Source organism: Mycobacterium sp. NGS45, from assembly GCF_059812645.1.
Window position 1 is genome coordinate 134,142 of sequence record NZ_JCALDB010000002.1, and the last position, 21,398, is coordinate 155,539.

General features: G+C 67.2%; 21 protein-coding genes. 16 read left to right on the forward strand and 5 right to left on the reverse strand.

The features are described from left to right. Genes AC5Y3P_RS02890 through mptB form a run of 3 tightly spaced genes read right to left on the reverse strand, consistent with a single transcriptional unit; the run spans position 1 to position 3,423 of the window. Positions 1-774 carry an ABC transporter permease gene (locus AC5Y3P_RS02890; protein WP_500044392.1) on the reverse strand — a complete coding sequence of 258 codons (774 nt, stop codon included), beginning with the start codon at positions 772-774 and terminating at the stop codon, positions 1-3. Between the two features lie 28 nt (positions 775-802). Next, positions 803-1,732 (reverse strand): ABC transporter ATP-binding protein, encoded by a 930-nt coding sequence (locus AC5Y3P_RS02895; protein ID WP_500044393.1) that lies wholly within the window; start codon positions 1,730-1,732, stop codon positions 803-805. Beyond that, a complete protein-coding gene (gene mptB, locus AC5Y3P_RS02900; RefSeq protein ID WP_500044394.1) occupies positions 1,729-3,423 on the reverse strand; it encodes a polyprenol phosphomannose-dependent alpha 1,6 mannosyltransferase MptB in 1,695 nt (564 codons plus the stop codon). The genes AC5Y3P_RS02895 and mptB overlap by 4 nt, the downstream gene beginning before the upstream one ends. Before the next feature lie 36 nt (positions 3,424-3,459). Between mptB and AC5Y3P_RS02905 the strand changes: the two genes are divergently transcribed. From AC5Y3P_RS02905 to AC5Y3P_RS02935, 7 genes are all read left to right on the forward strand, one after another. Continuing rightward, on the forward strand, positions 3,460-4,245 hold the full coding sequence (locus AC5Y3P_RS02905; RefSeq protein WP_500044395.1) for a helix-turn-helix transcriptional regulator: 786 nt from the start codon (positions 3,460-3,462) through the stop codon (positions 4,243-4,245). A 73-nt stretch (positions 4,246-4,318) separates the two neighbouring features. Next, on the forward strand, positions 4,319-5,749 hold the full coding sequence (gene sufB, locus AC5Y3P_RS02910; protein WP_500044396.1) for a Fe-S cluster assembly protein SufB: 1,431 nt from the start codon (positions 4,319-4,321) through the stop codon (positions 5,747-5,749). Then, positions 5,750-6,955 (forward strand): Fe-S cluster assembly protein SufD, encoded by a 1,206-nt coding sequence (gene sufD / locus AC5Y3P_RS02915; RefSeq protein WP_500044397.1) that lies wholly within the window; start codon positions 5,750-5,752, stop codon positions 6,953-6,955. Position 6,956: 1 nt separating this feature from the next. Further along, positions 6,957-7,724, forward strand: a complete 768-nt coding sequence (gene sufC / locus AC5Y3P_RS02920; protein WP_500044398.1) for a Fe-S cluster assembly ATPase SufC — start codon at positions 6,957-6,959, stop codon at positions 7,722-7,724. A gap of 24 nt (positions 7,725-7,748) precedes the next feature. Next, positions 7,749-8,999 carry a cysteine desulfurase gene (locus tag AC5Y3P_RS02925; RefSeq protein WP_500044399.1) on the forward strand — a complete coding sequence of 417 codons (1,251 nt, stop codon included), beginning with the start codon at positions 7,749-7,751 and terminating at the stop codon, positions 8,997-8,999. A 2-nt stretch (positions 9,000-9,001) separates the two neighbouring features. Next, complete coding sequence (sufU, locus tag AC5Y3P_RS02930; RefSeq protein WP_500044555.1) at positions 9,002-9,442, forward strand: Fe-S cluster assembly sulfur transfer protein SufU; 441 nt, start codon at positions 9,002-9,004, stop codon at positions 9,440-9,442. Continuing rightward, positions 9,439-9,783 carry a metal-sulfur cluster assembly factor gene (locus tag AC5Y3P_RS02935; RefSeq protein WP_500044400.1) on the forward strand — a complete coding sequence of 115 codons (345 nt, stop codon included), beginning with the start codon at positions 9,439-9,441 and terminating at the stop codon, positions 9,781-9,783. The genes sufU and AC5Y3P_RS02935 overlap by 4 nt, the downstream gene beginning before the upstream one ends. Here the strand turns inward: AC5Y3P_RS02935 and AC5Y3P_RS02940 are convergent. Further along, complete coding sequence (locus AC5Y3P_RS02940) at positions 9,773-10,330, reverse strand: TetR/AcrR family transcriptional regulator (RefSeq protein ID WP_500044401.1); 558 nt, start codon at positions 10,328-10,330, stop codon at positions 9,773-9,775. The genes AC5Y3P_RS02935 and AC5Y3P_RS02940 overlap by 11 nt on opposite strands. A 94-nt stretch (positions 10,331-10,424) precedes the next feature. Further along, positions 10,425-11,666: a cytochrome P450 gene (locus AC5Y3P_RS02945; RefSeq protein WP_500044402.1), complete on the reverse strand. Its 1,242-nt coding sequence runs from the start codon at positions 11,664-11,666 to the stop codon at positions 10,425-10,427. Positions 11,667-11,835: 169 nt separating this feature from the next. Here AC5Y3P_RS02945 and AC5Y3P_RS02950 point away from each other — a divergent pair, with 169 nt between their 5' ends. The 9 genes from AC5Y3P_RS02950 (at position 11,836) to AC5Y3P_RS02990 (ending at position 21,385) form a co-directional block, all read left to right on the forward strand. Further along, entirely contained in the window at positions 11,836-13,299 is a 1,464-nt protein-coding gene (locus tag AC5Y3P_RS02950; protein WP_500044403.1) for an aldehyde dehydrogenase, read from the forward strand. Next, complete coding sequence (locus AC5Y3P_RS02955) at positions 13,296-14,393, forward strand: NAD(P)-dependent alcohol dehydrogenase (protein ID WP_500044404.1); 1,098 nt, start codon at positions 13,296-13,298, stop codon at positions 14,391-14,393. Before AC5Y3P_RS02950 ends, AC5Y3P_RS02955 begins: the two co-directional genes overlap by 4 nt. Before the next feature lie 10 nt (positions 14,394-14,403). Beyond that, positions 14,404-15,936 carry an acyl-CoA synthetase gene (locus AC5Y3P_RS02960; RefSeq protein WP_500044405.1) on the forward strand — a complete coding sequence of 511 codons (1,533 nt, stop codon included), beginning with the start codon at positions 14,404-14,406 and terminating at the stop codon, positions 15,934-15,936. Between the two features lie 65 nt (positions 15,937-16,001). Beyond that, positions 16,002-16,190 carry a hypothetical protein gene (locus AC5Y3P_RS02965; RefSeq protein ID WP_500044406.1) on the forward strand — a complete coding sequence of 63 codons (189 nt, stop codon included), beginning with the start codon at positions 16,002-16,004 and terminating at the stop codon, positions 16,188-16,190. Between the two features lie 117 nt (positions 16,191-16,307). After that, positions 16,308-18,113 (forward strand): glycoside hydrolase family 16 protein, encoded by a 1,806-nt coding sequence (locus AC5Y3P_RS02970; protein ID WP_500044407.1) that lies wholly within the window; start codon positions 16,308-16,310, stop codon positions 18,111-18,113. 45 nt (positions 18,114-18,158) lie between these two features. Further along, positions 18,159-18,518, forward strand: a complete 360-nt coding sequence (gene trxA, locus AC5Y3P_RS02975; RefSeq protein WP_500044408.1) for a thioredoxin — start codon at positions 18,159-18,161, stop codon at positions 18,516-18,518. Between the two features lie 26 nt (positions 18,519-18,544). Continuing rightward, positions 18,545-19,360, forward strand: a complete 816-nt coding sequence (locus AC5Y3P_RS02980) for an enoyl-CoA hydratase (RefSeq protein WP_500044409.1) — start codon at positions 18,545-18,547, stop codon at positions 19,358-19,360. Between the two features lie 93 nt (positions 19,361-19,453). After that, on the forward strand, positions 19,454-21,082 hold the full coding sequence (locus AC5Y3P_RS02985; protein WP_500044410.1) for an ABC-F family ATP-binding cassette domain-containing protein: 1,629 nt from the start codon (positions 19,454-19,456) through the stop codon (positions 21,080-21,082). 105 nt (positions 21,083-21,187) lie between these two features. Beyond that, positions 21,188-21,385: a helix-turn-helix domain-containing protein gene (locus tag AC5Y3P_RS02990; RefSeq protein ID WP_500044411.1), complete on the forward strand. Its 198-nt coding sequence runs from the start codon at positions 21,188-21,190 to the stop codon at positions 21,383-21,385. The last annotated feature ends 13 nt before the right edge of the window (positions 21,386-21,398 follow it).

Genomic DNA, 21,398 nt, shown 5'->3' on the forward strand with positions numbered 1-21,398 from the left:
TTAGGTGAACCGGAACCAGCGCACCGCGCCCACGGTGGCCAGCACACCCCAGACTGCCAACACCGCGATGCCCAGCCAATCCACCGACACCGTCATGGCCTGGGTGATGGCTTCGGTCAGCGCACCCGACGGGGTCAACCGCGCGATCAGCTGCACCGAATCGGGCACCGCCTCGTTGTCCAGCGTCAGTGCGCCCAGGCCGGCGAACACGAACCACAGCAGGTTGGCCAGCGCCAGCACGATCTCGGCGCGTAGCGTGCCGCCGAGCCACAGGCCCATCGCGGTGAAGCTCGCGGTACCCACCGCGATGATCGCCGCACCCAACAGCAAGCCAGCCGGGTTGGGTCGCCAGCCCAACGCAAACCCGATGGCGCCCAACAGGATCGCCTGCAAGAACACCACCGCGACCACGGCCAGCACCTTGCCGACGATGATCCCCCAGACCGGCAGGGCGGTGGCGCCCAGCCGTTTGAGTGCGCCGTACCGCCGGTCGAACGCGACCGCGATGGCCTGCCCGGTGAACGCCGTCGAGATCAACGCCAACGCCATGATCGCCGGAACGAAGGTGGCGGCCCGGTTGGGGCCGAAGTCGCCGAACGGCAGCAGGGTCAAACCGATCAGCAGGGTGATCGGGATGAACATGGTCAGCAGCAGCTGCTCGCCGTTGCGCAGCAGCAGTTTGAGCTCCAGGCCGAACTGCGCCGAGAGCATCTTGGCCACCGGGGCCGGCCGCGGGTCCGGGGTGAAGGTCCCGGGCGGAAACAGCGCGCTCATCGGTGTCCTCCGCTCTTCGCGCAAGCGCTCATCGCAAATCCCGCCCGGTCAGGTCCAGGAACACGTCCTCGAGGCTGCGCTGCTCGACACGCATGTCGGTGGCCAGCACGTTCATCCGGGCGCACCACGCGGTCACGGTGGCCAGCACCTGCGGATCGATCCGGCCGTCGACGCGGTATTCGCCGGGCGCGATCTCGACGGCCCGGTAGTTCTCCGGCAGCGCCGCTTCCAGCAGTGCCAGGTCGAGCTTGCGGGGTGCGCTGAACCGCAACTGGTCCTCGGCTCCGCTGCGCATCAGCTCGGCCGGGGTGCCGGCCGCCACCTGCGCGCCGCGGTCGATGATCACGATCCGGTCGGCCAGTTCTTCGGCCTCCTTGAGCTGGTGCGTGGTCAGCACCACGGTCACGCCGTCGCGGCGCAGCGCGTCGATCAACTCCCACACCACCACCCGGGCGTGGGCATCCATCCCGGCCGTGGGTTCGTCGAGGAAGACCAGCTCGGGTCGTCCGACCAGAGCGCAGGCCAGGGCCAACCGCTGCTGCTGTCCGCCGGAAAGCCGCCGGTAGGTGGTCCGCACCGACTCGGTCAGGCCCAGGGTGTCCAGCAGCCAGGCCGGGTCGAGCGGGTTGGCGGCGTAGCTGGCCACCAGCTCGAGCATCTCGCCGGCCCGCGCGGCCGGGTAGCCGCCGCCACCCTGCAGCATCACGCCGATCCGGGCCCGCAACTCGGCGTTGTCGTCGAACGGATCCAGGCCGAGCACCTCGATGGTGCCGGCGTCGGGCCGCAGGAACCCCTCGCACATCTCGACCGTCGTGGTCTTCCCGGCGCCGTTGGGACCCAGTAGGGCCAGCACTTCGGCCGGGTTGACGTCGAGGTCCAGGGCGTCGACCGCGGTGGTTGCCCCGTACTGCTTGCTGACCCCGCGCAATCGCACGGGAACAGTGCTGCCCTGACTCACGGAGACTCAGCGTAGGCGTCGGAGGATCCGGGCCGCGCAGCCACCTGGTCGGATGGCCGGCCGGGCTCGGCATCCGAGCCGGGCAAGCGGCGCCACGGCAGCCGTCGGTAGGTGAGTCCGATCAAGATCAGCACGATCAGTGCGCTGGCCAGGGTGGCGTCGATGATCTGGAACAACGCGAAGCGGTCCCCGTTCGCGGTCGGCCCGAAGATGCCCACCACCAACGTGATCACGATGGCCGCGGTGCGGAACCGGGGTCGGGTGGCCCAGCAGGCCAGCGGGATGATCGCCCACAGCAGATACCAGGGCTGGACCACCGGGAACAGCAGCACGGTGGCGCCGAGTGCGACGCCCAGGCCGCCCACCGGATGTAACCGGCCGCGGAACACCGCGAGCAACAACCAGGTCACCACCACCATGATGATCAACACGCCGATGGCGCGCGTCAGCGACAGCACCGCGGTGGTGTGGTCGCCCAGACCGAGCAGGATCCCGACCTGGCCGGTCCCCAGCGCCAACAGCGTCGGCGGCGACATCCAGCTGCGCACCACGTTGGCGGTGCCCAGTGTGAACAGCCAGCCGAAGCCCAGCCCGCTGGCCCAGCCGATGATCGCCATCACGATCAACGCCGGCGCCACGAGCAGGCTGCTGGCCGCGAAGAACGCTTTGACGGTGCTGCCCCAGCGACACCCCAGGCCCATCGCGACGAAACCCAGTGCCAGCAGCGACGGCAACTTGATCTGCGAAGACATCGTGATCAGCACCGTGCCGAACAGCAGCAGGCCCAGTGGGGCCCAGCGCCGCCACTCGGCCGGCCCGCGCGGCCAGCCCAGTGGCCGGGGCAACAGTCGATCCTTGGCGTCGACGGCGCGCAGCGCGAACTCGGTGCCGGCCAGCATCAGGCCCAGCATCAGCGCTTCGTTGTGGATGCCGGCCACCAGATGCATGAACAGCAGCGGATTGGTGGCGCCCAGCCACAGCGCGCTGACCTCGGCGACACCGCAGCGCCGGGCCAGCCGCGGAGTGGCCCAGATGATCAGCGCCACCCCGATCAGCACCACCAAGCGGTGACACAGGACCGCGGCGACGATGTTCTCACCGGTCAGCGCCGAGATGCCGCGTCCGATCCACAAGAACAGCGGGCCATACGGCGCGGGGGTCTCCCGCCACAGACTCGGCACCGACAGCGTGAAGACGTGGTCGAGGCCCAGCCCGGGCGCCGGACCCACCTGGTAGGGGTCGAGCCCATTGGCCGCGATCTGACTCTGCGCCAGATAGGAGTAGACGTCCTTGCTGTACATCGGTGGTGCGACCAGCAGCGGCAGCATCCACAGCACCAGGGTCCGGTCCAGTTGGCTGCGGGTCATCCGGCGTTGGCCCAGCGAGAACCGGCCCAGCATCAGCCAGGCCAGGGCCATGATCACCGCGCCGGTGGTGGTCATGGTCAAGGACACCGTCTGGATGCGCGACGGCAGGTTGAGCAATCTCACACCGAAGGTCGGATCCTGCACCACCGGACGTGCGCCGGCACCGAGCGCGCCGATCGCCATCAGCACCGTGCCGGTGGCGCCGAACAGCCTGGTCCGACGCAAAGCGACCAGCTCAGCGTCGTTGAGTGGCGAGCCCACGGTTCGCTCGTCGCCGTGCCATCCGGCGATCGAGGTGCTCAGCGAACGGAGCCGGAGTGCCACCCGAGCAGCCTAACCGCAGTGCCGTGACGGGTCGGTGTGGCGAGTCGCATAGCTGCAGTTAGGGTGACCTTGCTAGACCCGTTCTTCGAATTGCGTCACACTGGTGTTGTGAAAATCCGTCCGGTGGTCAACCCTGCGCCTGAGCTGGCGTATGGCCAAGACGGTGACACCCGCGGCGCGATCGTCAAACTGCTGCTGCAGCTGGGTCCCACCACCGCAAGCCGGATCGGCGAGGAGTTGGGTATTTCGGCAGCAGGTGTGCGACGGCACCTCGATGCACTGATCGAGGCGGGCGATGCGCAGGCCAACGCCGCGGCGGCCTGGCAGCAGGTGGGTCGGGGACGGCCCGCCAAGCGCTTCCAGCTCACCGCGGCCGGCCGGGCCAAGCTCGAACACGCCTACGACGATCTGGCGTCGGCTGCCATGCGGCAACTGCGCGAGATCGGCGGGGATGAGGCGGTGCGTACCTTCGCGCGTCGTCGGATCGACTCGATCCTGGCCGAGGTGGCACCCGTGCCCGACGCCGGGGAGCCGGCCGCAGCCGAGGAGATCGAGGCCGCGGCCGGGCAGATTGCCGGTGCGCTGAGCAACGCCGGCTACGCCACCACCACCACCCGGGTGGCGGCGCCGTTGCACGGCGTGCAAATCTGCCAGCACCACTGTCCGGTGTCGCACGTCGCCGAGGAGTTCCCCGAGCTGTGCGAAGCCGAGCAGGAGGCCATGGCCGAACTGCTGGGTACCCACGTGCAGCGGTTGGCGACCATCGTCAACGGCGATTTCGCGTGCACCACCCACGTTCCGCTGAATCCGCCCGGCCGTTAGCGAACCACCAGCATGACCTCCGGCGCACAGCCCGCACCGGAGTACCGACAAGAGCAAAAAGGAGTGTGTCGCAATGACACTCACACCCGAGACGCCACTCACCCAGGAGGAGACGATTGCCTCACTGGGCAAGTACGGCTACGGCTGGGCTGACTCCGATGTCGCCGGCGCCAGCGCCCAACGGGGGCTGTCCGAGGCAGTGGTGCGCGACATCTCGGACAAGAAGAACGAGCCGGAATGGATGCTCGACATCCGTCTGAAGGCGCTGCGCACCTTCGACAAGAAGCCGATGCCGAACTGGGGCTCCAACCTCGAGGGCATCGACTTCGACAACATCAAGTACTTCGTGCGGTCCACCGAGAAGCAGGCCACTTCCTGGGAGGAACTGCCCGAGGACATCCGCAACACCTACGACCGGCTGGGCATCCCGGAAGCCGAGAAGCAGCGCCTGGTCGCCGGTGTGGCCGCGCAGTACGAATCCGAGGTGGTCTACCACCAGATCCGCGAGGACCTCGAGGCGCTCGGCGTGATCTTCGTGGACACCGACACCGGATTGCGCGAGTACCCGGAGATCTTCAAGCAGTACTTCGGCACCGTGATCCCGGCCGGCGACAACAAGTTCTCCGCGCTGAACACCGCGGTGTGGTCGGGCGGGTCGTTCATCTACGTGCCGCCGGGCGTGCATGTCGACATCCCGCTGCAGGCCTACTTCCGGATCAACACCGAGAACATGGGGCAGTTCGAGCGCACCCTCATCATCGCCGACGAGGGCTCCTATGTGCACTACGTCGAGGGTTGCACCGCGCCGATCTACAAGTCCGACTCGCTGCACAGCGCGGTGGTCGAGATCATCGTCAAGCCGGGCGCCCGGGTGCGCTACACCACGATCCAGAACTGGTCGAACAACGTCTACAACCTGGTCACCAAGCGGGCCCGGGCCGAAGCCGGCGCCACCATGGAGTGGATCGACGGCAACATCGGCTCCAAGGTCACGATGAAGTACCCCGCGGTGTGGATGACCGGTGAGCACGCCAAGGGCGAGGTGCTCTCGGTGGCGTTCGCCGGCGAGGGTCAGCACCAGGACACCGGTGCCAAGATGCTGCACCTGGCGCCCAACACCAGCTCCAACATCATCTCCAAGTCGGTGGCCCGCGGCGGCGGCCGCTCGTCCTACCGGGGCCTGGTGCAGGTCAACAAGGGTGCGCACGGGTCGCGGTCCAGCGTGAAATGCGATGCGCTGCTGGTCGACACGATCAGCCGCAGCGATACCTACCCGTACGTCGACATCCGCGAGGACGACGTCACCATGGGGCACGAGGCCACGGTCTCGCAGGTCAGCGAGGATCAGCTGTTCTACCTGATGAGTCGCGGGCTGTCCGAGGACGAGGCGATGGCGATGGTGGTGCGCGGCTTCGTCGAGCCGATCGCCAAGGAACTGCCGATGGAGTACGCGCTCGAGCTGAACCGCTTGATCGAGCTGCAGATGGAAGGTGCGGTCGGTTAAGTGAGCTCGAATCTGACTGGCGCCCTGGAGGGTGCCGCCCCCAACTCCGGCTCCACGCTGGCGAACGCCAACAAGGGCGAGCTGTTCGCGTCGTTCGACGTCAACGCCTTCGAGGTGCCCGGCGGCCGCGACGAGCTGTGGCGGTTCACCCCGCTGCGCCGGCTGCGCGGTTTGCACGACGGTTCGGCGGTCGCCACCGCGACGGCCGGTATCTCGGTCACCGAACGCCCCGGGGTCACGGTGGAAACCGTCGGCCGCGACGACGAACGCCTGGGTCAAGCCGGCGTGCCCACAGATCGCGTTGCCGCCCAGGCGTACTCGTCGTTCGAGACTGCAACCGTGGTGACCGTCGCGCGGGACACCGAGGTCGCCCAGCCCATCGAGATCGTGATCGACGGTCCGGGTGCGGGCGCTGTTGCCTACGGCCACCTGCAGATTCGGGTCGAAGAGCTGTCCCGCGCGATCGTCGTGGTCGACCTGCGCGGCAGCGGAACCTACGCCGACAACGTCGAGATCATCGTCGGCGATTCGGCCGGACTGGGCGTGATCTGGATCGCCGACTGGGCCGACGACATGGTGAACGTCAGCGCGCATCACGCCAAACTCGGCCGCGACGCGGTGCTCGGCCACGTCAACGTCACCCTCGGCGGCGACGTGGTCCGCACCACCGCCACCGCCCGGTTCACCGCGCCCGGTGGCGACGTCAAGCTGCTCGGCACCTACTTCGCCGACGACGGCCAGTTCTTCGAATCCCGGTTGCTGGTCGACCACGCGGTGCCCAACTGCCGCTCGGATGTGCTCTACAAGGGTGCCCTGCAGGGGGATCCGGACTCGAACAAGCCCGACGCGCACACCGTGTGGATCGGCGACGTGCTGATCCGCGCCGCCGCCACCGGCACCGACACCTTCGAGGTGAACCGCAACCTGGTGCTCACCGACGGTGCACGCGCCGACTCGGTGCCCAACCTCGAGATCGAGACCGGCGAGATCGCCGGCGCCGGCCACGCCAGCGCCACCGGCCGATTCGACGACGAGCAGTTGTTCTACCTGCAGGCCCGCGGCATCCCCGAGGAGCAGGCGCGCCGGTTGGTGGTCCGCGGTTTCTTCAACGAGATCATCGCCAAGATCGCCGTCCCCGAGGTGCGTGAGCGCCTGACCGAAGCCATCGAACGAGAACTAGCAATCACCGAAGCGAGAAATAGCTGACATGACCACTCTGGAAATCAAGGACCTGAACGTTTCGGTCACCACCCCGGAAAACGAGGAGGTGCCCATTCTCAAGGGCGTCAACCTCACCGTGCGCTCGGGGGAGACCCATGCGGTCATGGGCCCGAACGGATCCGGCAAGTCCACGCTGTCCTACGCGATCGCCGGGCACCCCAAGTACACCGTCACGTCAGGCTCGATCACGCTCGACGGCGCCGACGTGCTCGAGATGAGCATCGACGAGCGGGCGCGCGCCGGGCTGTTCCTGGCCATGCAGTACCCGATCGAGGTGCCCGGGGTGTCGATGTCGAACTTCCTGCGCACCGCAGCCACCGCGGTACGCGGTGAGGCGCCGAAGCTGCGGCACTGGGTCAAGGAAGTCAAGGCCGCGATGGCCGATCTGGACATCGACCCTGCGTTCGGCGAACGCAGCGTCAACGAGGGCTTCTCCGGCGGTGAGAAGAAGCGCCACGAGGTGCTGCAACTTTCGCTGCTCAAGCCCAAGATCGCGATCCTCGACGAGACCGACTCCGGGCTGGACGTCGACGCGCTGCGGGTGGTCAGCGAGGGGGTCAACAAGTACGCCGAGAGCGAGAACGGCGGCATCCTGCTGATCACCCACTACACCCGGATCCTGCGCTACATCCAGCCGCAGTTCGTGCACGTCTTCGTCGACGGCCGCATCGTCGAGTCCGGCGGGCCGGAGTTGGCCGACGAACTCGAGGCCAACGGCTACGAACGCTTCACCCAGGCCGCGACCGCGTCCTGACCGCTTGCTAAGGAGTTGGAGCCAATGACGATTTCCGTCGATCACCCGCTGGATCTGGAAGCGGTACGCGCTGACTTCCCGATCCTGTGTCGGGTGATGCGCAGCGGAAATCGCTTGGCCTACCTGGACTCCGGTGCCACCTCGCAAAAACCGGTACAGGTGCTCGACGCCGAGCGCAACTTCCTCCTCACCTCCAACGGCGCGGTGCACCGCGGCGCCCACCAGCTGATGGAGGAGGCGACCGACGCCTACGAGCAGGGCCGCGCCGACATCGCGAGCTTCGTCGGGGCCGACCCGGACGAGTTGGTGTTCACCAAGAACGCCACCGAGGCGCTCAACCTGGTCTCCTATGCCTTCGGCGACGACCGGTTCGCGCGGCAGGTCGGGCCCGGCGACGTCATTGTCACCACGGAGCTCGAACACCACGCGAACCTGATTCCGTGGCAGGAGCTCTGCCGGCGCACCGGCGCGGAGCTCAAGTGGTACAGCCTGACCGACGATGGCCGCATCGACCTCGATTCGCTCCAGCTCGACGAGCGGGTGAAGGTCGTTGCCTTCAGCCACCATTCGAATGTCACCGGCGCGATCACGCCGGTGGCCGAGCTGGTGTCCCGGGCTCGTGCGGTCGGGGCGCTCACGGTGCTCGACGCCTGCCAGTCGGTGCCGCATCAGCCGGTGGACTTCCACGCGCTCGAGGTGGATTTCGCGGCCTTCTCGGGCCACAAGATGCTCGGGCCCACCGGGATCGGGGTGCTCTACGGCCGCCGCGAACTGCTCGATGCGCTGCCGCCGTTCTTGACCGGCGGGTCGATGATCCAAACCGTCACGATGGAGGGCGCCAGCTACGCGCCCGCGCCGCAGCGCTTCGAGGCCGGCACCCCGATGACCTCGCAGGTGGTCGGATTGGCCGCTGCCGCACGGTATCTGGACGGCATCGGGATGGATGTGGTGGCCGCGCACGAAGCCGAGTTGGTGGCCGCCGCGCTGCGCGGACTGGCCGAGGTGCCGGGCGTGCGGATCATCGGGCCGCTGTCGATGGACGATCGCGGTTCGCCGGTCAGTTTCGTCGTCGACGGCGTGCACGCCCACGACGTCGGGCAGGTGCTGGACGACGAAGGCGTGGCCGTGCGGGTGGGACACCATTGCGCCTGGCCGCTGCACCGGCGCTTCGGCATCGCGGCTACCGCGCGCGCATCGTTTGCGGTGTACAACACCCTCGAAGAGGTCGACCGGCTGGTTGCCGGGGTGAGGCGTTCGGTGGAGTTCTTCGCGTGAGAATGGAACAGATGTACCAGGAGGTGATCCTGGATCATTACAAACATCCGCATCACCGGGGCCTGCGCGAGCCGTTCGACGGCGAGTCCTACCAGGTCAATCCCACCTGCGGGGACGAGGTCAGGCTGCGGGTGGCGCTGAGCGCGGACGGCGAGACCGTCACCGACGTGTCCTATGACGGACAGGGCTGTTCGATCTCGCAGGCCGCGACATCGGTACTCACCGATCAGGTGATCGGGCAGACTGTAGGTGATGCGCTCAAGACCGTGGCGGCATTCACCGAGATGATCTCCTCCCGCGGCACTATCGAGGGAGATGAGGACGTCATCGGCGACGGCATCGCGTTCGCCGGGGTGTCCCGGTACCCGGCCCGGGTCAAGTGCGCGTTGTTGGGATGGATGGCCTTCAAGGACGCAGTGGCCCAGGCTAAGGAGGACTCATGACCGGACTGAACGCCAGCGATGCGCTGCTCGCCGACGTCGAAGAAGCGATGCATGATGTGGTCGACCCCGAGTTGGGCATCAACGTCGTCGACCTCGGCTTGGTATACGGACTCAACCTGGAGGAGGGGGAGTCGGGGCCGGTGGCGCTGATCGACATGACGCTGACGTCGCCGGCCTGCCCGCTCACCGACGTGATCGAGGATCAGACCCGCACCGCACTCGTCGGCGCCGGATTGGTCAACGAGATCAAACTGAACTGGGTGTGGAGTCCGCCGTGGGGCCCGGACAAGATCACCGACGACGGCCGCGAGCAACTGCGCGCCCTGGGCTTCACCGTCTGAGTGCCGCGCGCGGCTCGAGCAGTTCGGTGAAGATCAGGTCCAACGCTCGGCGCAGCTGCTCGGGCTCGGGCAACGGCTGCGTCTGCTGGTAGCCGTTCAATGTGAAAAGAGCCAGCTGGGCCAGCATTTCGGCCTGCGCCGGCTCGTCGAGCAGCTGGGCCAAGGTTTCGTAGGTCACCTGGTAGCGCTGCTCGTCGACAGCCTCCTGGATCTGCCGCACCTCCGGGTCGCTGTGCGACCAGGCCCGGATGGCCGCCTCGGCACGGTGCGGGAACCCGCAGGCGAATTCGACCAACGCGTGCAGGGTCCGATGCGGCTCGCCTTCGGCGCGCGCGGCCTCGGCCAACGCGAGAGTCCGGTCCTCGAGCCAGAACTGCAACAGTTCGGTCTTGAACCGGGCCCAGCTGCCGAAGTAGTTGTAGAACGAACCGGTGGTGACCTCGAGCCGACGACACAGCGGGGTCAGCTTCAACCCGCCGTGGTCGGCCTCGGCCAAGAGCTCGATGGCCGCCGAGAAATAGTCGTCTCGGTCAACGATCTTGTGCATGCGCTTCCATTCCGTCCCGTCCGGCGGCTTCGTCCAGGATAGGGACCGTGCGGCGACTCGGCAGAGCTTCGTCCGGCGCGCCGCCTGCGTCCGGCTACTGGCGGGTGCCTGCAGTGAACGCGATCGGAAGCTGCGACAGACCGTAGGCCCAGTTCGACGGCACCACCTCGGGAGTGCCATCCAACCGCAGGTCCTTCATCCGCCCGAGCACCTCTTCGAAGATCACCCGCAGTTCCAACCGGGCCAGGCTGGCGCCCAGGCAGAAGTGCCGGCCGCCGCCGCCGAAGGCCAGGTGGTCCGGCTTGGGACGGTGGATGTCGAAGCTGTCGGGTTCATCGAAGACGGCTTCATCGCGGGATCCGCTGCCGTACCACATCACCACCTTGTCGCCGGCGGCGATGCGCTTGCCGCCCAACTCGACATCTCGGGTGGCGGTGCGGGCGAACCACTGCACCACCGAGGTGAAACGCAAGATCTCCTCGACGGCGTTGGGGATCAGCGTGGGATCGGCGTAGAGCTCACGCAGCTGGTCGGGGTGCTCGAGCAGCGTGCGCATCCCGGTCGCCGCGGTGTTGCGGGTGGTGTCGTTGCCGGCGAAGGTGAGCAGCCCGAAGAACATCACGATCTCCAGATCGTTGAGTTCTTCGCCGTCGACCTCGGCTTGCCGCAACCGGCTGACCAACGAATCCTGGTTCGGCGCTTGGGATTGCCGCATCACCTGTTCGGCCAGATAGCCACCCATCTCGCCGAACACTTGCTCGGCCGCGTTGGGTTCGGGTGCGCGGATCGCCACCTCGATCCGTTGGGTCCAGTCGTAGAACTGCGGCAGATGCTCCTCGGGGGCGTCCATCAATTCCATCAGGATGAGCAGCGGGATCGGGACGGCGATGTCCGCGACGAAATCTCCCCGGCCGGATTCGATGATCTCGTCGATGTACTGCGACACCCGGGCACGGATCCCGGCTTCGAGTTTGGCCACCGCGTTCGGGGTGAACACGCGCGCCAGGATCTTGCGGTAGCGGGTGTGCTTGGGCGGGTCCATGTAGAGCAGCTGGTTGCCGATCACGTCCAGGTTCAGCACCTGATCCGGGTTGACGAACACACCGCCCTGTCGGCTCGAGAAGGTCTCCGAGTCGTGGCTGACGGCCGTGATGTCGGCGTGCCGGAACAACGACCACACCCCGGTGCCGTCGGGGAGCGGGGTCCAATGCACCGGTGCCTCGGCGCGCATCCGTCGGAACAACTCGTACGGCGGGCCGTCGACCCACCAGTGCGGTTCGAAGATGTTGAGGCCGGCAACCGCGGACTGCGCGACCGCTTCGGGCTCGACCGGCATGGTCCGTCCGGGGCTTTCGGTGATGAACTTCGTCGACGTGTGGACCTCCCGGTCACGACGGCTTCCAAGTGAAACATAAATTATGTTACAGTTATCTACATCACAATGCAACCTAAGATGTGGTTTGCGCCATCTGACGGGGGCGCTACCCGGGACAGGAGAGCAGCTGATGGTCTTCGACGATCGCGACAGTTTCTGGATCGACGGCAACTGGGTCGCCCCAACCACCCAGAGGCGCATCGAAATCCGCAACGCCAGCACCGGCGAGCCGGTCAGCACGGTCCCGGCCGCCGCCCCCGGTGACGTGGATGCCGCGGTGGGTGCGGCCAGGCGCGCGTTCGATGAGACCGACTGGGCCACCCGCAGCGCAGCCGAGCGCGCGGCGGCCATCTCGACTCTGGCTGCCGCAGTGCTGGCCCGCTCCGAGCGCACGGCGCAGGCGGTCAGTACCCAGAACGGCATGCCGATCGCGATCTCTTCGGCCACCGAGGCCGTCGTCCCGGCCGCCCTGTTGAACTACTACGCGCAGTTGGCCATTGAGGCGCCCGCCGAAGAACGGCGGAGCGCGTTCGGCGGCGGGACCACACTGGTGCGGCGGGCGCCGATCGGCGTGGTTGCCGCGATCGTGCCGTGGAACTTCCCGCAGGCGCTGACGTTCTTCAAGTTGGCGCCGCTGCTGGCCGCCGGCTGCACGGCGGTGATCAAGCCGTCGCCGGAAACCGTGCTGGACTCCTACCTGCTGGCCGAAGCGCTTGCCGAGTCCGACATTCCGCCCGGCGTGGTCAACATCGTGCCCGGTGACCGTGAGGTCGGCGCCTACCTGGTCGAGCATCCCGGCATCGACAAGGTGGCGTTCACCGGCTCGACGGCCGCGGGCCGAGCCATCGGGGCGGCCTGTGGCCGGCTGATCCGTCCGGTGACCCTCGAGCTCGGCGGCAAGTCCGCGGCCATCGTGCTCGACGACGCCGACTTGCCGGCGCTGTTGCAGCAGTTCTTCTCAGCCACGCTGCTGAACAACGGGCAGACCTGCTATCTGGGTACCCGGGTGCTGGCGCCGCAGAGCCGCTATCGCGAAATCGTGGACCTGCTCACCGATTTCGCGCGGGCGCTGAACGTCGGTGATGCCTTGGACCCGGCCACCCAGATCGGTCCGCTGGCGACCGCCAATCAGCAGCGGCGGGTACAGAACTACATTGCGCAGGGGGTGGCCGACGGAGCCCGGATCACCACCGGGGGTAAGGTGCCCGAGGGCGCGGGTGGGGGCTGGTTCGTCGAACCCACCATCTTCGAGGGCGTCGACAATTCGCACACCATTGCCCGCGAGGAGATCTTCGGGCCGGTGTTGGCGGTCATCCCGTACCGCGATGTCGACGACGCAGTGGCGATCGCCAACGATTCCGACTTCGGTCTCGGCGGCAGCGTGTGGACCAGCGATCCGGACCGCGGCCTCGATGTCGCCCGCCGGGTCCAGACCGGCAGCATCGGGATCAACGACTACACGCTGGATTTCCACGCACCGTTCGGCGGCATCAAGGCCAGCGGGCTCGGACACGAACTCGGACCCGAAGGGCTGGCCACCTACCAGCAGATCCAGTCCATCTACCTGCCGGCGAACGGTAGCGCGCGGGAATGAAGATCCAAGCTGCAGTGCTGCGCGGCGAATCCTCGCCGTTCACCATCGAGGAAGTGGAGCTGGCGGCCCCGGGTCCCGGGCAGGTCCTGGTGCGGGTCGTCGGCGTCGGACACTGCCACACCGACGTCGTGCCGCGGGCCGGAATCGGGCTCGGCACCCCACCGATCGTGCTCGGCCACGAAGGAGCCGGCATCGTCGAAGCGGTCGGCGAGCAGGTGCGTTCCGTCGCGGTCGGGGATCACGTGGTGCTGAGCTTCGATTCGTGCGGCGGGTGCGCCAATTGCCGCGCTGGGCATCGGGCCTACTGCGACACCTTCGTAGCGCGCAACCTGGCCGGACCAGGCGTCGGCGACTGCGCGCCGCTGACCGATTCGGACGGAAAACCGTTGGCGGGACGCTGGTTTGGCCAGTCCTCATTCGCCACGCATGCGCTCGTCGATGCCGGCAACGCGGTCGTCGTCGATCAGGATCTGCCCTTGGAACTGCTCGGTCCGCTGGGCTGTGGTGTGCAGACCGGTGCCGGCGCGGTGTTCGAAGCGCTGCGGGTCCGGACGGGGGACAGCATCGTCATCACCGGCACCGGTGCCGTCGGGCTCTCGGCGGTGATGGCCGCCAAGGTCGCGGGTGCCACCACGATCATCGCCGTCGATCTCAACCCGGACCGGCTGGCGTTGGCCGGCGAACTCGGGGCCACCCACACCATCCGTCCCGGCGAGGGTGACCTGACCGAGCAGATCCGCGCGGTCACCCCGACCGGACCGGACTACGGCCTGGACACCACCGGCTTGCCGGCGGTCATCTCGGCCACGCTGGATGCGTTGGCGACCCGAGGCACGCTCGGCACCGTTGGGGTGCAGCAGGGCGATCTCGCCATCGGCCCGATGGCGCTGACCATCGGCCGCACCATCACCGGCATTCTCGAAGGTGACGCCGACCCGCAGCGGCTGATCCCGGTCATGATCGACCTGTGGCGCGCGGGACGGTTTCCGTTCGACCGGCTGATCGAGACGTTTCCGCTGTCCGAGATCAACACCGCCGAGCAGCGTGCGCTGGCCGGCCAGGTGATCAAGCCCGTGCTGATCCCCGGAACCTGAAGGCGGCCCGATGTATCCGGGAACCCATGCTCAGAGCACACCCGACAAACCGGCGATCATTGCGGCCGCGACCGGGCAGGTCACCACCTACCGCGAACTCGACACCCGCTCGTTGCGGCTGGCGCGGCACCTCTACGACGACGGTGTCCGCCGCGGTGACCATGTTGCGATCCTGTCCGACAACCAGCCGCGGGCGTTGGAAGTCTATTGGGCCGCACTGCGTTCCGGTCTGTACATCACGTTCATCAATTCGCAGCTGAGTGCCGACGAAGTTGCCTACATCGTCGATGACTGCGGCGCAGAGACTTTCGTCGTCGCCCAGCGTTACGCCGAGGTGGGAACCGCCGCGCTGGCCCGCACCGCACGGGTGACCCGCAAGATCGTCCTGGCCGACGGCGACGGAGTGCCGGGATTCGACGACTACGAGACGCTGCTGGCGCAGGCGTCGACCGAGCCGTTACCCGCGCAACCCTGCGGCGTCGACATGCTGTATTCGTCTGGCACCACCGGATTCCCGAAGGGCATCAAGGTTCCGCTGCCGGACCGCGCAGTCGATGAACCAGGAGACGCGGTGACCGCGCTGTTCGGCCCGGTGATCGGGTTGGACGCCGATTCGGTGTACCTGTCGCCGGCACCGGTGTACCACGCCGCGCCACTGCGGTTCATGGCGATGGCGCACCGGGTCGGTGCCACCGTGGTGATGATGGCGAAGTTCGACGCCGAGGAAGCGCTGCGCTGCATCGAGCACTACCGGGTCACGCACAGCCAATGGGTGCCGACGATGTTCATCCGGATGCTCAAGCTGGATCCGGCGGTGCGCGATGGCTACGACGTCACATCGCTGCGCTCAGCCGTGCACGCCGCAGCGCCGTGCCCGGTGGACGTCAAACGCGCGATGATCGACTGGTGGGGACCGGTGCTGCTGGAGTACTACTCGTCGACCGAGATGAACGGCGTCACCCTGATCGACAGTGCGCAGTGGCTGCAGCGGCCCGGGTCGGTCGGCCGGCCGGTGCTCGGAGTGGTGCGGATCTGCGACGACGACGGTAAGGAATTGGGGCCCAACCAGATCGGGACGGTCTACTTCGAACGTGATGAGGTGCCGTTCGAGTATCACAATGATCCCGATCGCACCGCCGAGACCCGCCATCCGGCGCACCCGACCTGGACCACCAGCGGTGACATCGGCTACCTGGACCCGGACGGCTATCTGTATCTGACCGACCGCAAGTCGTTCATGATCATCTCCGGTGGGGTCAACATCTACTCGCAGGAGATCGAGAATGCGTTGGCGTTGCACCCCGCCGTCCATGACGTCGCGGTGATCGGGATCCCACACCCGGAGATGGGCGAGTCCGTGGTCGCGGTCGTGCACCCGGATGATGCCGCCGGACCGGATCTGGCCGCGACGCTGGACCAGTTCTTGCGGGACCGGATCGCGCACTACAAGTTGCCGCGTCGCTACGAGTTCGACACCGACCTGCCCCGCACCCCGACCGGGAAGTTGATCAAGGGCCGGTTGCGCGAGCGGTACGGGAGCTGACACCGGAGGCGAGCGGCGCTGCTCGTGAGTTCGTAAATGTCCGGACAAAGCAAAGCCTTTTGATCGTGGCAGTGGGTTATCTGTCGAGCTTGCTCGGGGCGCTCCAATTGGCTGAATTTCGCGGATTCTCCTATTTTCTGATTTCACTGCGACCGATTAAGTACAGTTCCAGTCACCGGCGCGATCGAACGGCCGCGAATGGTGAATACCTTGTGGTGCAGCATCTTCGCGCGATCGGCCGCCCGGTGATTTGAATATAAATTCATATTCCACTCGAGAATCCATCGCTCATCGATTCCGTGATCTTGATTTACCTCAACAGCCCGAGGGAAATGGAGAACAGGTAGATGTCAGTTCGTACACAATTCTGGATGAATCCCGACTGGCAACCTCAACTCCCGCGCAACTATGTGCACTGGCTGGGCGCTGGACTGTTCGCCGCGGGATTCACGGTGCTGGTGTACACCGGGACACCAGTCGCGACGGCATCCCCCGACGGCACCGACGGCGGTGCCGAAACCCGCACCGCTACGACGCGTCAGGTCGACGGCGACCGGGCGGGCAACTCCGCGAAGGCCCGCCCGCAGCGGGCGGCCGATCACCCGCGCACATGGCAGAGCCGGCCCGCGACAGTGAGCACGTCGCAGCGAACAGCCGCAGCGACGCACGAAGCGGATCCCTCGGCGGTTGGGCCGGTGACGCGCCGCCAGCAGCGCAGCGCGCCGACGAATGCCGTGGATGAACCGACCGTAACCGCGCGGCGATCGGTGCAGCACCCCGATGGACTGCGTGCTGCGACGCTGCAGCCGCCACAACGCGAACCGAAAGCGCCGGCCGACCGCTCGCCAACCCTGCAGCCAGCAGCTATTTCGGTCGAGGAGAGCGCAGCTCGGCCGGACCGCCGGTCCCGGATCACGCTGCGGCTCGATCCCTTCGACAAACCGGTTACGGCGCACCGCAATCCGATGAGTCCTGGGGACCGGCCAGCCGAGACTCCAGGCGCGAACCGGCGCGCTGCTGCGGCTCCGGTGGAACCGGTTGTCGTGCAACCGGTTCGCACTTCGGTGCCCGATGTCGCCATCCCGCCGGTGGTGCGTACCGCCGCAGCGCCGGCGTCCACGGCGGGCGCTCCGCCGGCCAGCGCTGCGATCGCCCGGGCGTTCAGCACTCCGTTCGCTCGGGCACTCAGCGCTCCGACCGCCACGATCAGCGACGTGACTCGGATCTTCGCCCGCCCGGTTGACACCGTTGCCGTCGCGAACCGAGTTTCTACCCTGCACTCGTTCTGGCAGGCGGTGTGGGATCGGCTGTTTCCGCGTACCGTCCCTCCGGTGCCCGACGATCCGGAGCCCCCGGTGGTGACCGATCCCGAGCCGGAGCCCCCGGCCGCATCCGAGCCGGAACTGCTCTGGGAATCGAACTTCGACAGCATCGAGCAGGCCCAGCAGCACTGGCGGCTGCAGGAAGGACGCTGGGGCGAGCCGGCCGGCGAGAACCAGTACTACACCGGCGACTACTCCAACGTCTGGGTGACCGAAGACGGCGTCCTAGTGATCGAGGCACGCCGGGAAACTCCGCCGGACGGCCGGGCTGCGCCCGATGACTACACCTCGGCGCGGGTGGTGACCTATGAGCGGATCTCGGTGGAACCGAACACCCGGATCGTGGCCCGGATGAAGATGCCCTACACCGAAGGCACCCTGCCGGCGTTCTGGATGGTCGGGGAGGAGCCGGGACATGAATTCGACTGGCCGCGACAAGGTGAGATCGACATCGTCGAGCTGCCCGGTTTCGGCACCGAGGAAGGCTCGCGGACCTGGACCGGCAGCATCCACGGACCGGCCGTGACCGACAACACCGTCGACGTGAAACTCGAAGGCGCCCACCAGGATATCGGCGTCGATCTGTCCGCGGACTTCCACGAGTACGGCATCGACTGGTACGAGGATCAGATCATCTGGCACGTCGACGGCGTCGAGGTGGGTCGGATCACCCGCGAAGAGTACGAAGCGATGGGCGGAGACTGGACGCCGTTCTCCGGTGCCTGGCCGCACTACCTGATCATGAACGTGGCCGTGGGCAACCCGTGGACCGGCGACCCGGATCCGGCCGCACCGTTCGAGCCGCAGCAACTGCAGGTCGACTGGGTTCGGGTTTACGCACTCGAGCAGGCGTGAGAGGGTCGAGGGAACATTGCCCACCGTGCCGGCGTTAGGAATCACGTGGCCACCCAAGACATCACCGCAGCGCAGTTCAACGACACCATCAACGACAACGACATCGTGCTGGTGGATTTCTGGGCGTCGTGGTGTGGCCCGTGTCGGGCGTTCGCCCCGACCTTCAAAGCCGCCTCGGAGAACCACCCCGATGTGGTGTTCGCCAAGGTCGACACCGAGGCCGAGCAGGAGTTGGCCGCCGCGGCCGAGATCCGCTCGATCCCCACGCTGATGGCGTTCAAGAAGGGCAAACTGGTGTTCAACCAGGCTGGCGCGCTACCACCGCCGGCGCTCGAAGAATTGATCCAGCAGATCAAGGACTTCGACGTCGACGCCGCCATCGCCGAGCAGACCAAGGACGTCTGAACCGCAGCGCGCTAGCGTGACCAGTCGTGGGTGACGAATACGTACTGGTCGACCGGCCCCGGCCGGCGGTTGCTCTGGTCACATTGAACCGGCCCGAGCGGATGAACTCGATGGCCTTCGACCTGATGCTGCCGTTGCAGCGGGTACTCGACGAGATCAAGGTCGACAATTCGGTGCGCGCGGTGGTGCTGACTGGCGCCGGCCGCGGGTTCTCCTCGGGGGCCGATCACAAGTCCGCCGGTGCGGTCCCGCACGTGCAGGGGCTGACCAAACCGAGCTTCGGTTTGCGCAGCATGCAGATCCTCGACGACGTGATCCTGGCCTTGCGCAAGCTGCACCAGCCGGTGATCGCCGCCGTCAACGGAGCCGCCATCGGCGGTGGTCTGTGCCTGGCCTTGGCGTGTGACATCCGGATCGCCGGCGCCGGCGCCTACTTCCGGGCCGCCGGGATCAACAACGGATTGACGGCCAGCGAACTCGGGCTGAGCTTCCTGCTGCCGCGGGCCATCGGCACGTCGCGAGCCTTCGAAATGATGCTGACCGGCCGCGACGTCGACGCCGCCGAGGCCGAACGGATCGGGCTGGTGTCCCGGCAGGTACCCGACGACGATCTGCTGCAGACCTGTTATGACATGGCCGAGCAGATCGCGGTGTTCTCCCGGCCCGGTGTGGAGTTGACCAAACGCACGCTGTGGACCGGTCTCGACGCCGCCACCCTGGAAGGCCACATGCAGGCCGAAGGGCTCGGCCAGCTGTATGTGCGCCTGCTCACCGCAAACTTCGAAGAGGCCGTCGCGGCCCGGGCTGAAGGCCGCGCGCCGATCTTCACCGACGAGCGGTGAGACTGCTCTCACCGCTCGGAAACTGATTCGGTATGTGGAGCTCGCGCCGGTAGCCTGGACGACGGTCGAAAACACACAGGCAGGGAGCGCAACGTGATCACCGCAACGGACCTCGAGGTCCGCGCCGGCGCGCGCACGCTGCTTGCCACCGAGGGTGCGGCGCTACGCGTGCAGCCCGGCGACCGGATCGGTCTGGTGGGCCGCAACGGTGCCGGCAAGACCACCACCATGCGGATCCTGGCCGGTGAGGGCGAACCCTACGCCGGCACCGTGACCCGCACCAGCGACGTCGGCTACCTCCCGCAGGACCCCAAGGAAGGCGACCTCGAGGTGCTGGCCCGGGACCGGGTGCTCTCGGCGCGCGGCCTGGACACCCTGATCGCGGATCTGGAGAAGCAGCAGGCCCTGATGGCTGAAGTCGTCGACGAGGCGGCCCGGGACAAGGCGATCCGCCGCTACGGGCAGCTCGAGGAGCGCTTCGCCGCGCTCGGTGGCTACGCCGCCGAGAGTGAGGCCGGCCGGATCTGTGCCAGCCTGGGCCTGGCGGACCGGGTGCTGACCCAGCCGCTGCGCACGCTTTCGGGCGGCCAGCGCCGGCGGGTGGAGCTGGCCCGGATCCTGTTCGCGGCTTCTGATGCCGGTGCCGCGGCGTCCACCACGTTGCTGCTCGACGAGCCCACCAACCACCTCGACGCCGATTCGATCGGTTGGTTGCGGGACTTCCTGCGCAACCACACCGGCGGACTGATCGTGATCAGCCACGACGTCGACCTGCTCGCCGACGTGGTGAACCGGGTGTGGTTCCTCGACGCGGTGCGCGGTGAGGCCGACATCTACAACATGGGCTGGCAGAAGTACCTCGACGCCCGCGCCACCGACGAACAGCGTCGTCGTCGGGAACGCGCCAACGCCGAGCGCAAGGCCACCGCGCTGCGCACCCAGGCCGCCAAGATGGGTGCGAAGGCCACCAAAGCCGTTGCCGCGCAGAACATGTTGCGTCGCGCCGAGCGGATGATGGCGTCCCTGGACGCCGAACGGGTGGCCGACAAGGTGGCCCGGATCAAGTTCCCGACGCCGGCGCCGTGCGGCCGGGTGCCGCTGACCGCCGCCGGTCTGACCAAGAACTACGGTTCACTGGAAGTGTTCACCGGTCTGGACCTGGCGATCGACCGCGGCTCGCGGGTGGTGGTGCTCGGTCTCAACGGCGCCGGAAAGACCACGCTGCTGCGCTTGCTGGCCGGTGTCGAGACACCCGATTCCGGTCAGCTCGAACCCGGACATGGTTGCAAGATCGGTTATTTCGCGCAGGAACACGACACTTTGGACAACGCGGCCACGGTATGGGAGAACATCCGGCACGCCGCGCCCGACACCGGTGAGCAGGACCTGCGGGGTCTGCTCGGTGCGTTCATGTTCAGTGGTCCGCAACTGGAGCAGCCGGCCGGCACGCTGTCCGGCGGTGAGAAGACCCGGCTCGCGCTGGCCGGTCTGGTGGCCTCGACGGCCAATGTGCTGTTGCTCGACGAACCGACCAACAACCTCGATCCCGCCTCGCGTGAGCAGGTGCTCGACGCGCTGCGTAGCTACACCGGTTCGGTGGTGCTGGTGACCCACGATCCGGGTGCCGCCGAAGCCCTCGATCCGCAGCGGGTACTGCTGCTGCCGGATGGCACCGAGGACTTCTGGTCAGCGGAGTACCGCGATCTGATCGAACTTGCCTGATCGTTCGCAGGCTGGCGGACAAGCACTTTCGGCATTCCACTGACGACCTGCGGCGGGCCTTCCTACGCTTGACTCACCGGGTCCGTCGTCACTGGGAGGCATTCGATGAAGAAGCCGAACGAGGCACGTGAGCAATTGATCTTCGAGTTGCGGAATGCCTACGAGCGCGGCGCGAGCATCCGAACTCTGGTGGCCTCGACCGGGCGATCCTACGGAGCCATCCATTCGATGCTGCGCGAAGCGGGCGCGACGATGCGCAGCCGCGGCGGACCCAACCACACCCGGCGGGCCTCGCCCGCCTGATCGGCGGGCACAG

Bases quoted from the DNA above. Each gene is read 5' to 3' on its own strand.
- AC5Y3P_RS02935 (WP_500044400.1), top strand. From the start codon at position 9,439: ATGACCGGACTGAACGCCAGCGATGCGCTGCTCGCCGACGTCGAAGAA.
- AC5Y3P_RS02950 (WP_500044403.1), top strand. From the start codon at position 11,836: ATGGTCTTCGACGATCGCGACAGTTTCTGGATCGACGGCAACTGGGTC.
- AC5Y3P_RS02890 (WP_500044392.1), bottom strand. From the start codon at position 774: ATGAGCGCGCTGTTTCCGCCCGGGACCTTCACCCCGGACCCGCGGCCG.
- AC5Y3P_RS02940 (WP_500044401.1), bottom strand. From the start codon at position 10,330: ATGCACAAGATCGTTGACCGAGACGACTATTTCTCGGCGGCCATCGAG.
- AC5Y3P_RS02955 (WP_500044404.1), top strand. From the start codon at position 13,296: ATGAAGATCCAAGCTGCAGTGCTGCGCGGCGAATCCTCGCCGTTCACC.
- AC5Y3P_RS02945 (WP_500044402.1), bottom strand. From the start codon at position 11,666: ATGCCGGTCGAGCCCGAAGCGGTCGCGCAGTCCGCGGTTGCCGGCCTC.
- sufU (WP_500044555.1), top strand. From the start codon at position 9,002: ATGGAACAGATGTACCAGGAGGTGATCCTGGATCATTACAAACATCCG.
- AC5Y3P_RS02990 (WP_500044411.1), top strand. From the start codon at position 21,188: ATGAAGAAGCCGAACGAGGCACGTGAGCAATTGATCTTCGAGTTGCGG.
- AC5Y3P_RS02970 (WP_500044407.1), top strand. From the start codon at position 16,308: ATGAATCCCGACTGGCAACCTCAACTCCCGCGCAACTATGTGCACTGG.
- sufB (WP_500044396.1), top strand. From the start codon at position 4,319: ATGACACTCACACCCGAGACGCCACTCACCCAGGAGGAGACGATTGCC.
- AC5Y3P_RS02960 (WP_500044405.1), top strand. From the start codon at position 14,404: ATGTATCCGGGAACCCATGCTCAGAGCACACCCGACAAACCGGCGATC.
- sufC (WP_500044398.1), top strand. From the start codon at position 6,957: ATGACCACTCTGGAAATCAAGGACCTGAACGTTTCGGTCACCACCCCG.
- AC5Y3P_RS02925 (WP_500044399.1), top strand. From the start codon at position 7,749: ATGACGATTTCCGTCGATCACCCGCTGGATCTGGAAGCGGTACGCGCT.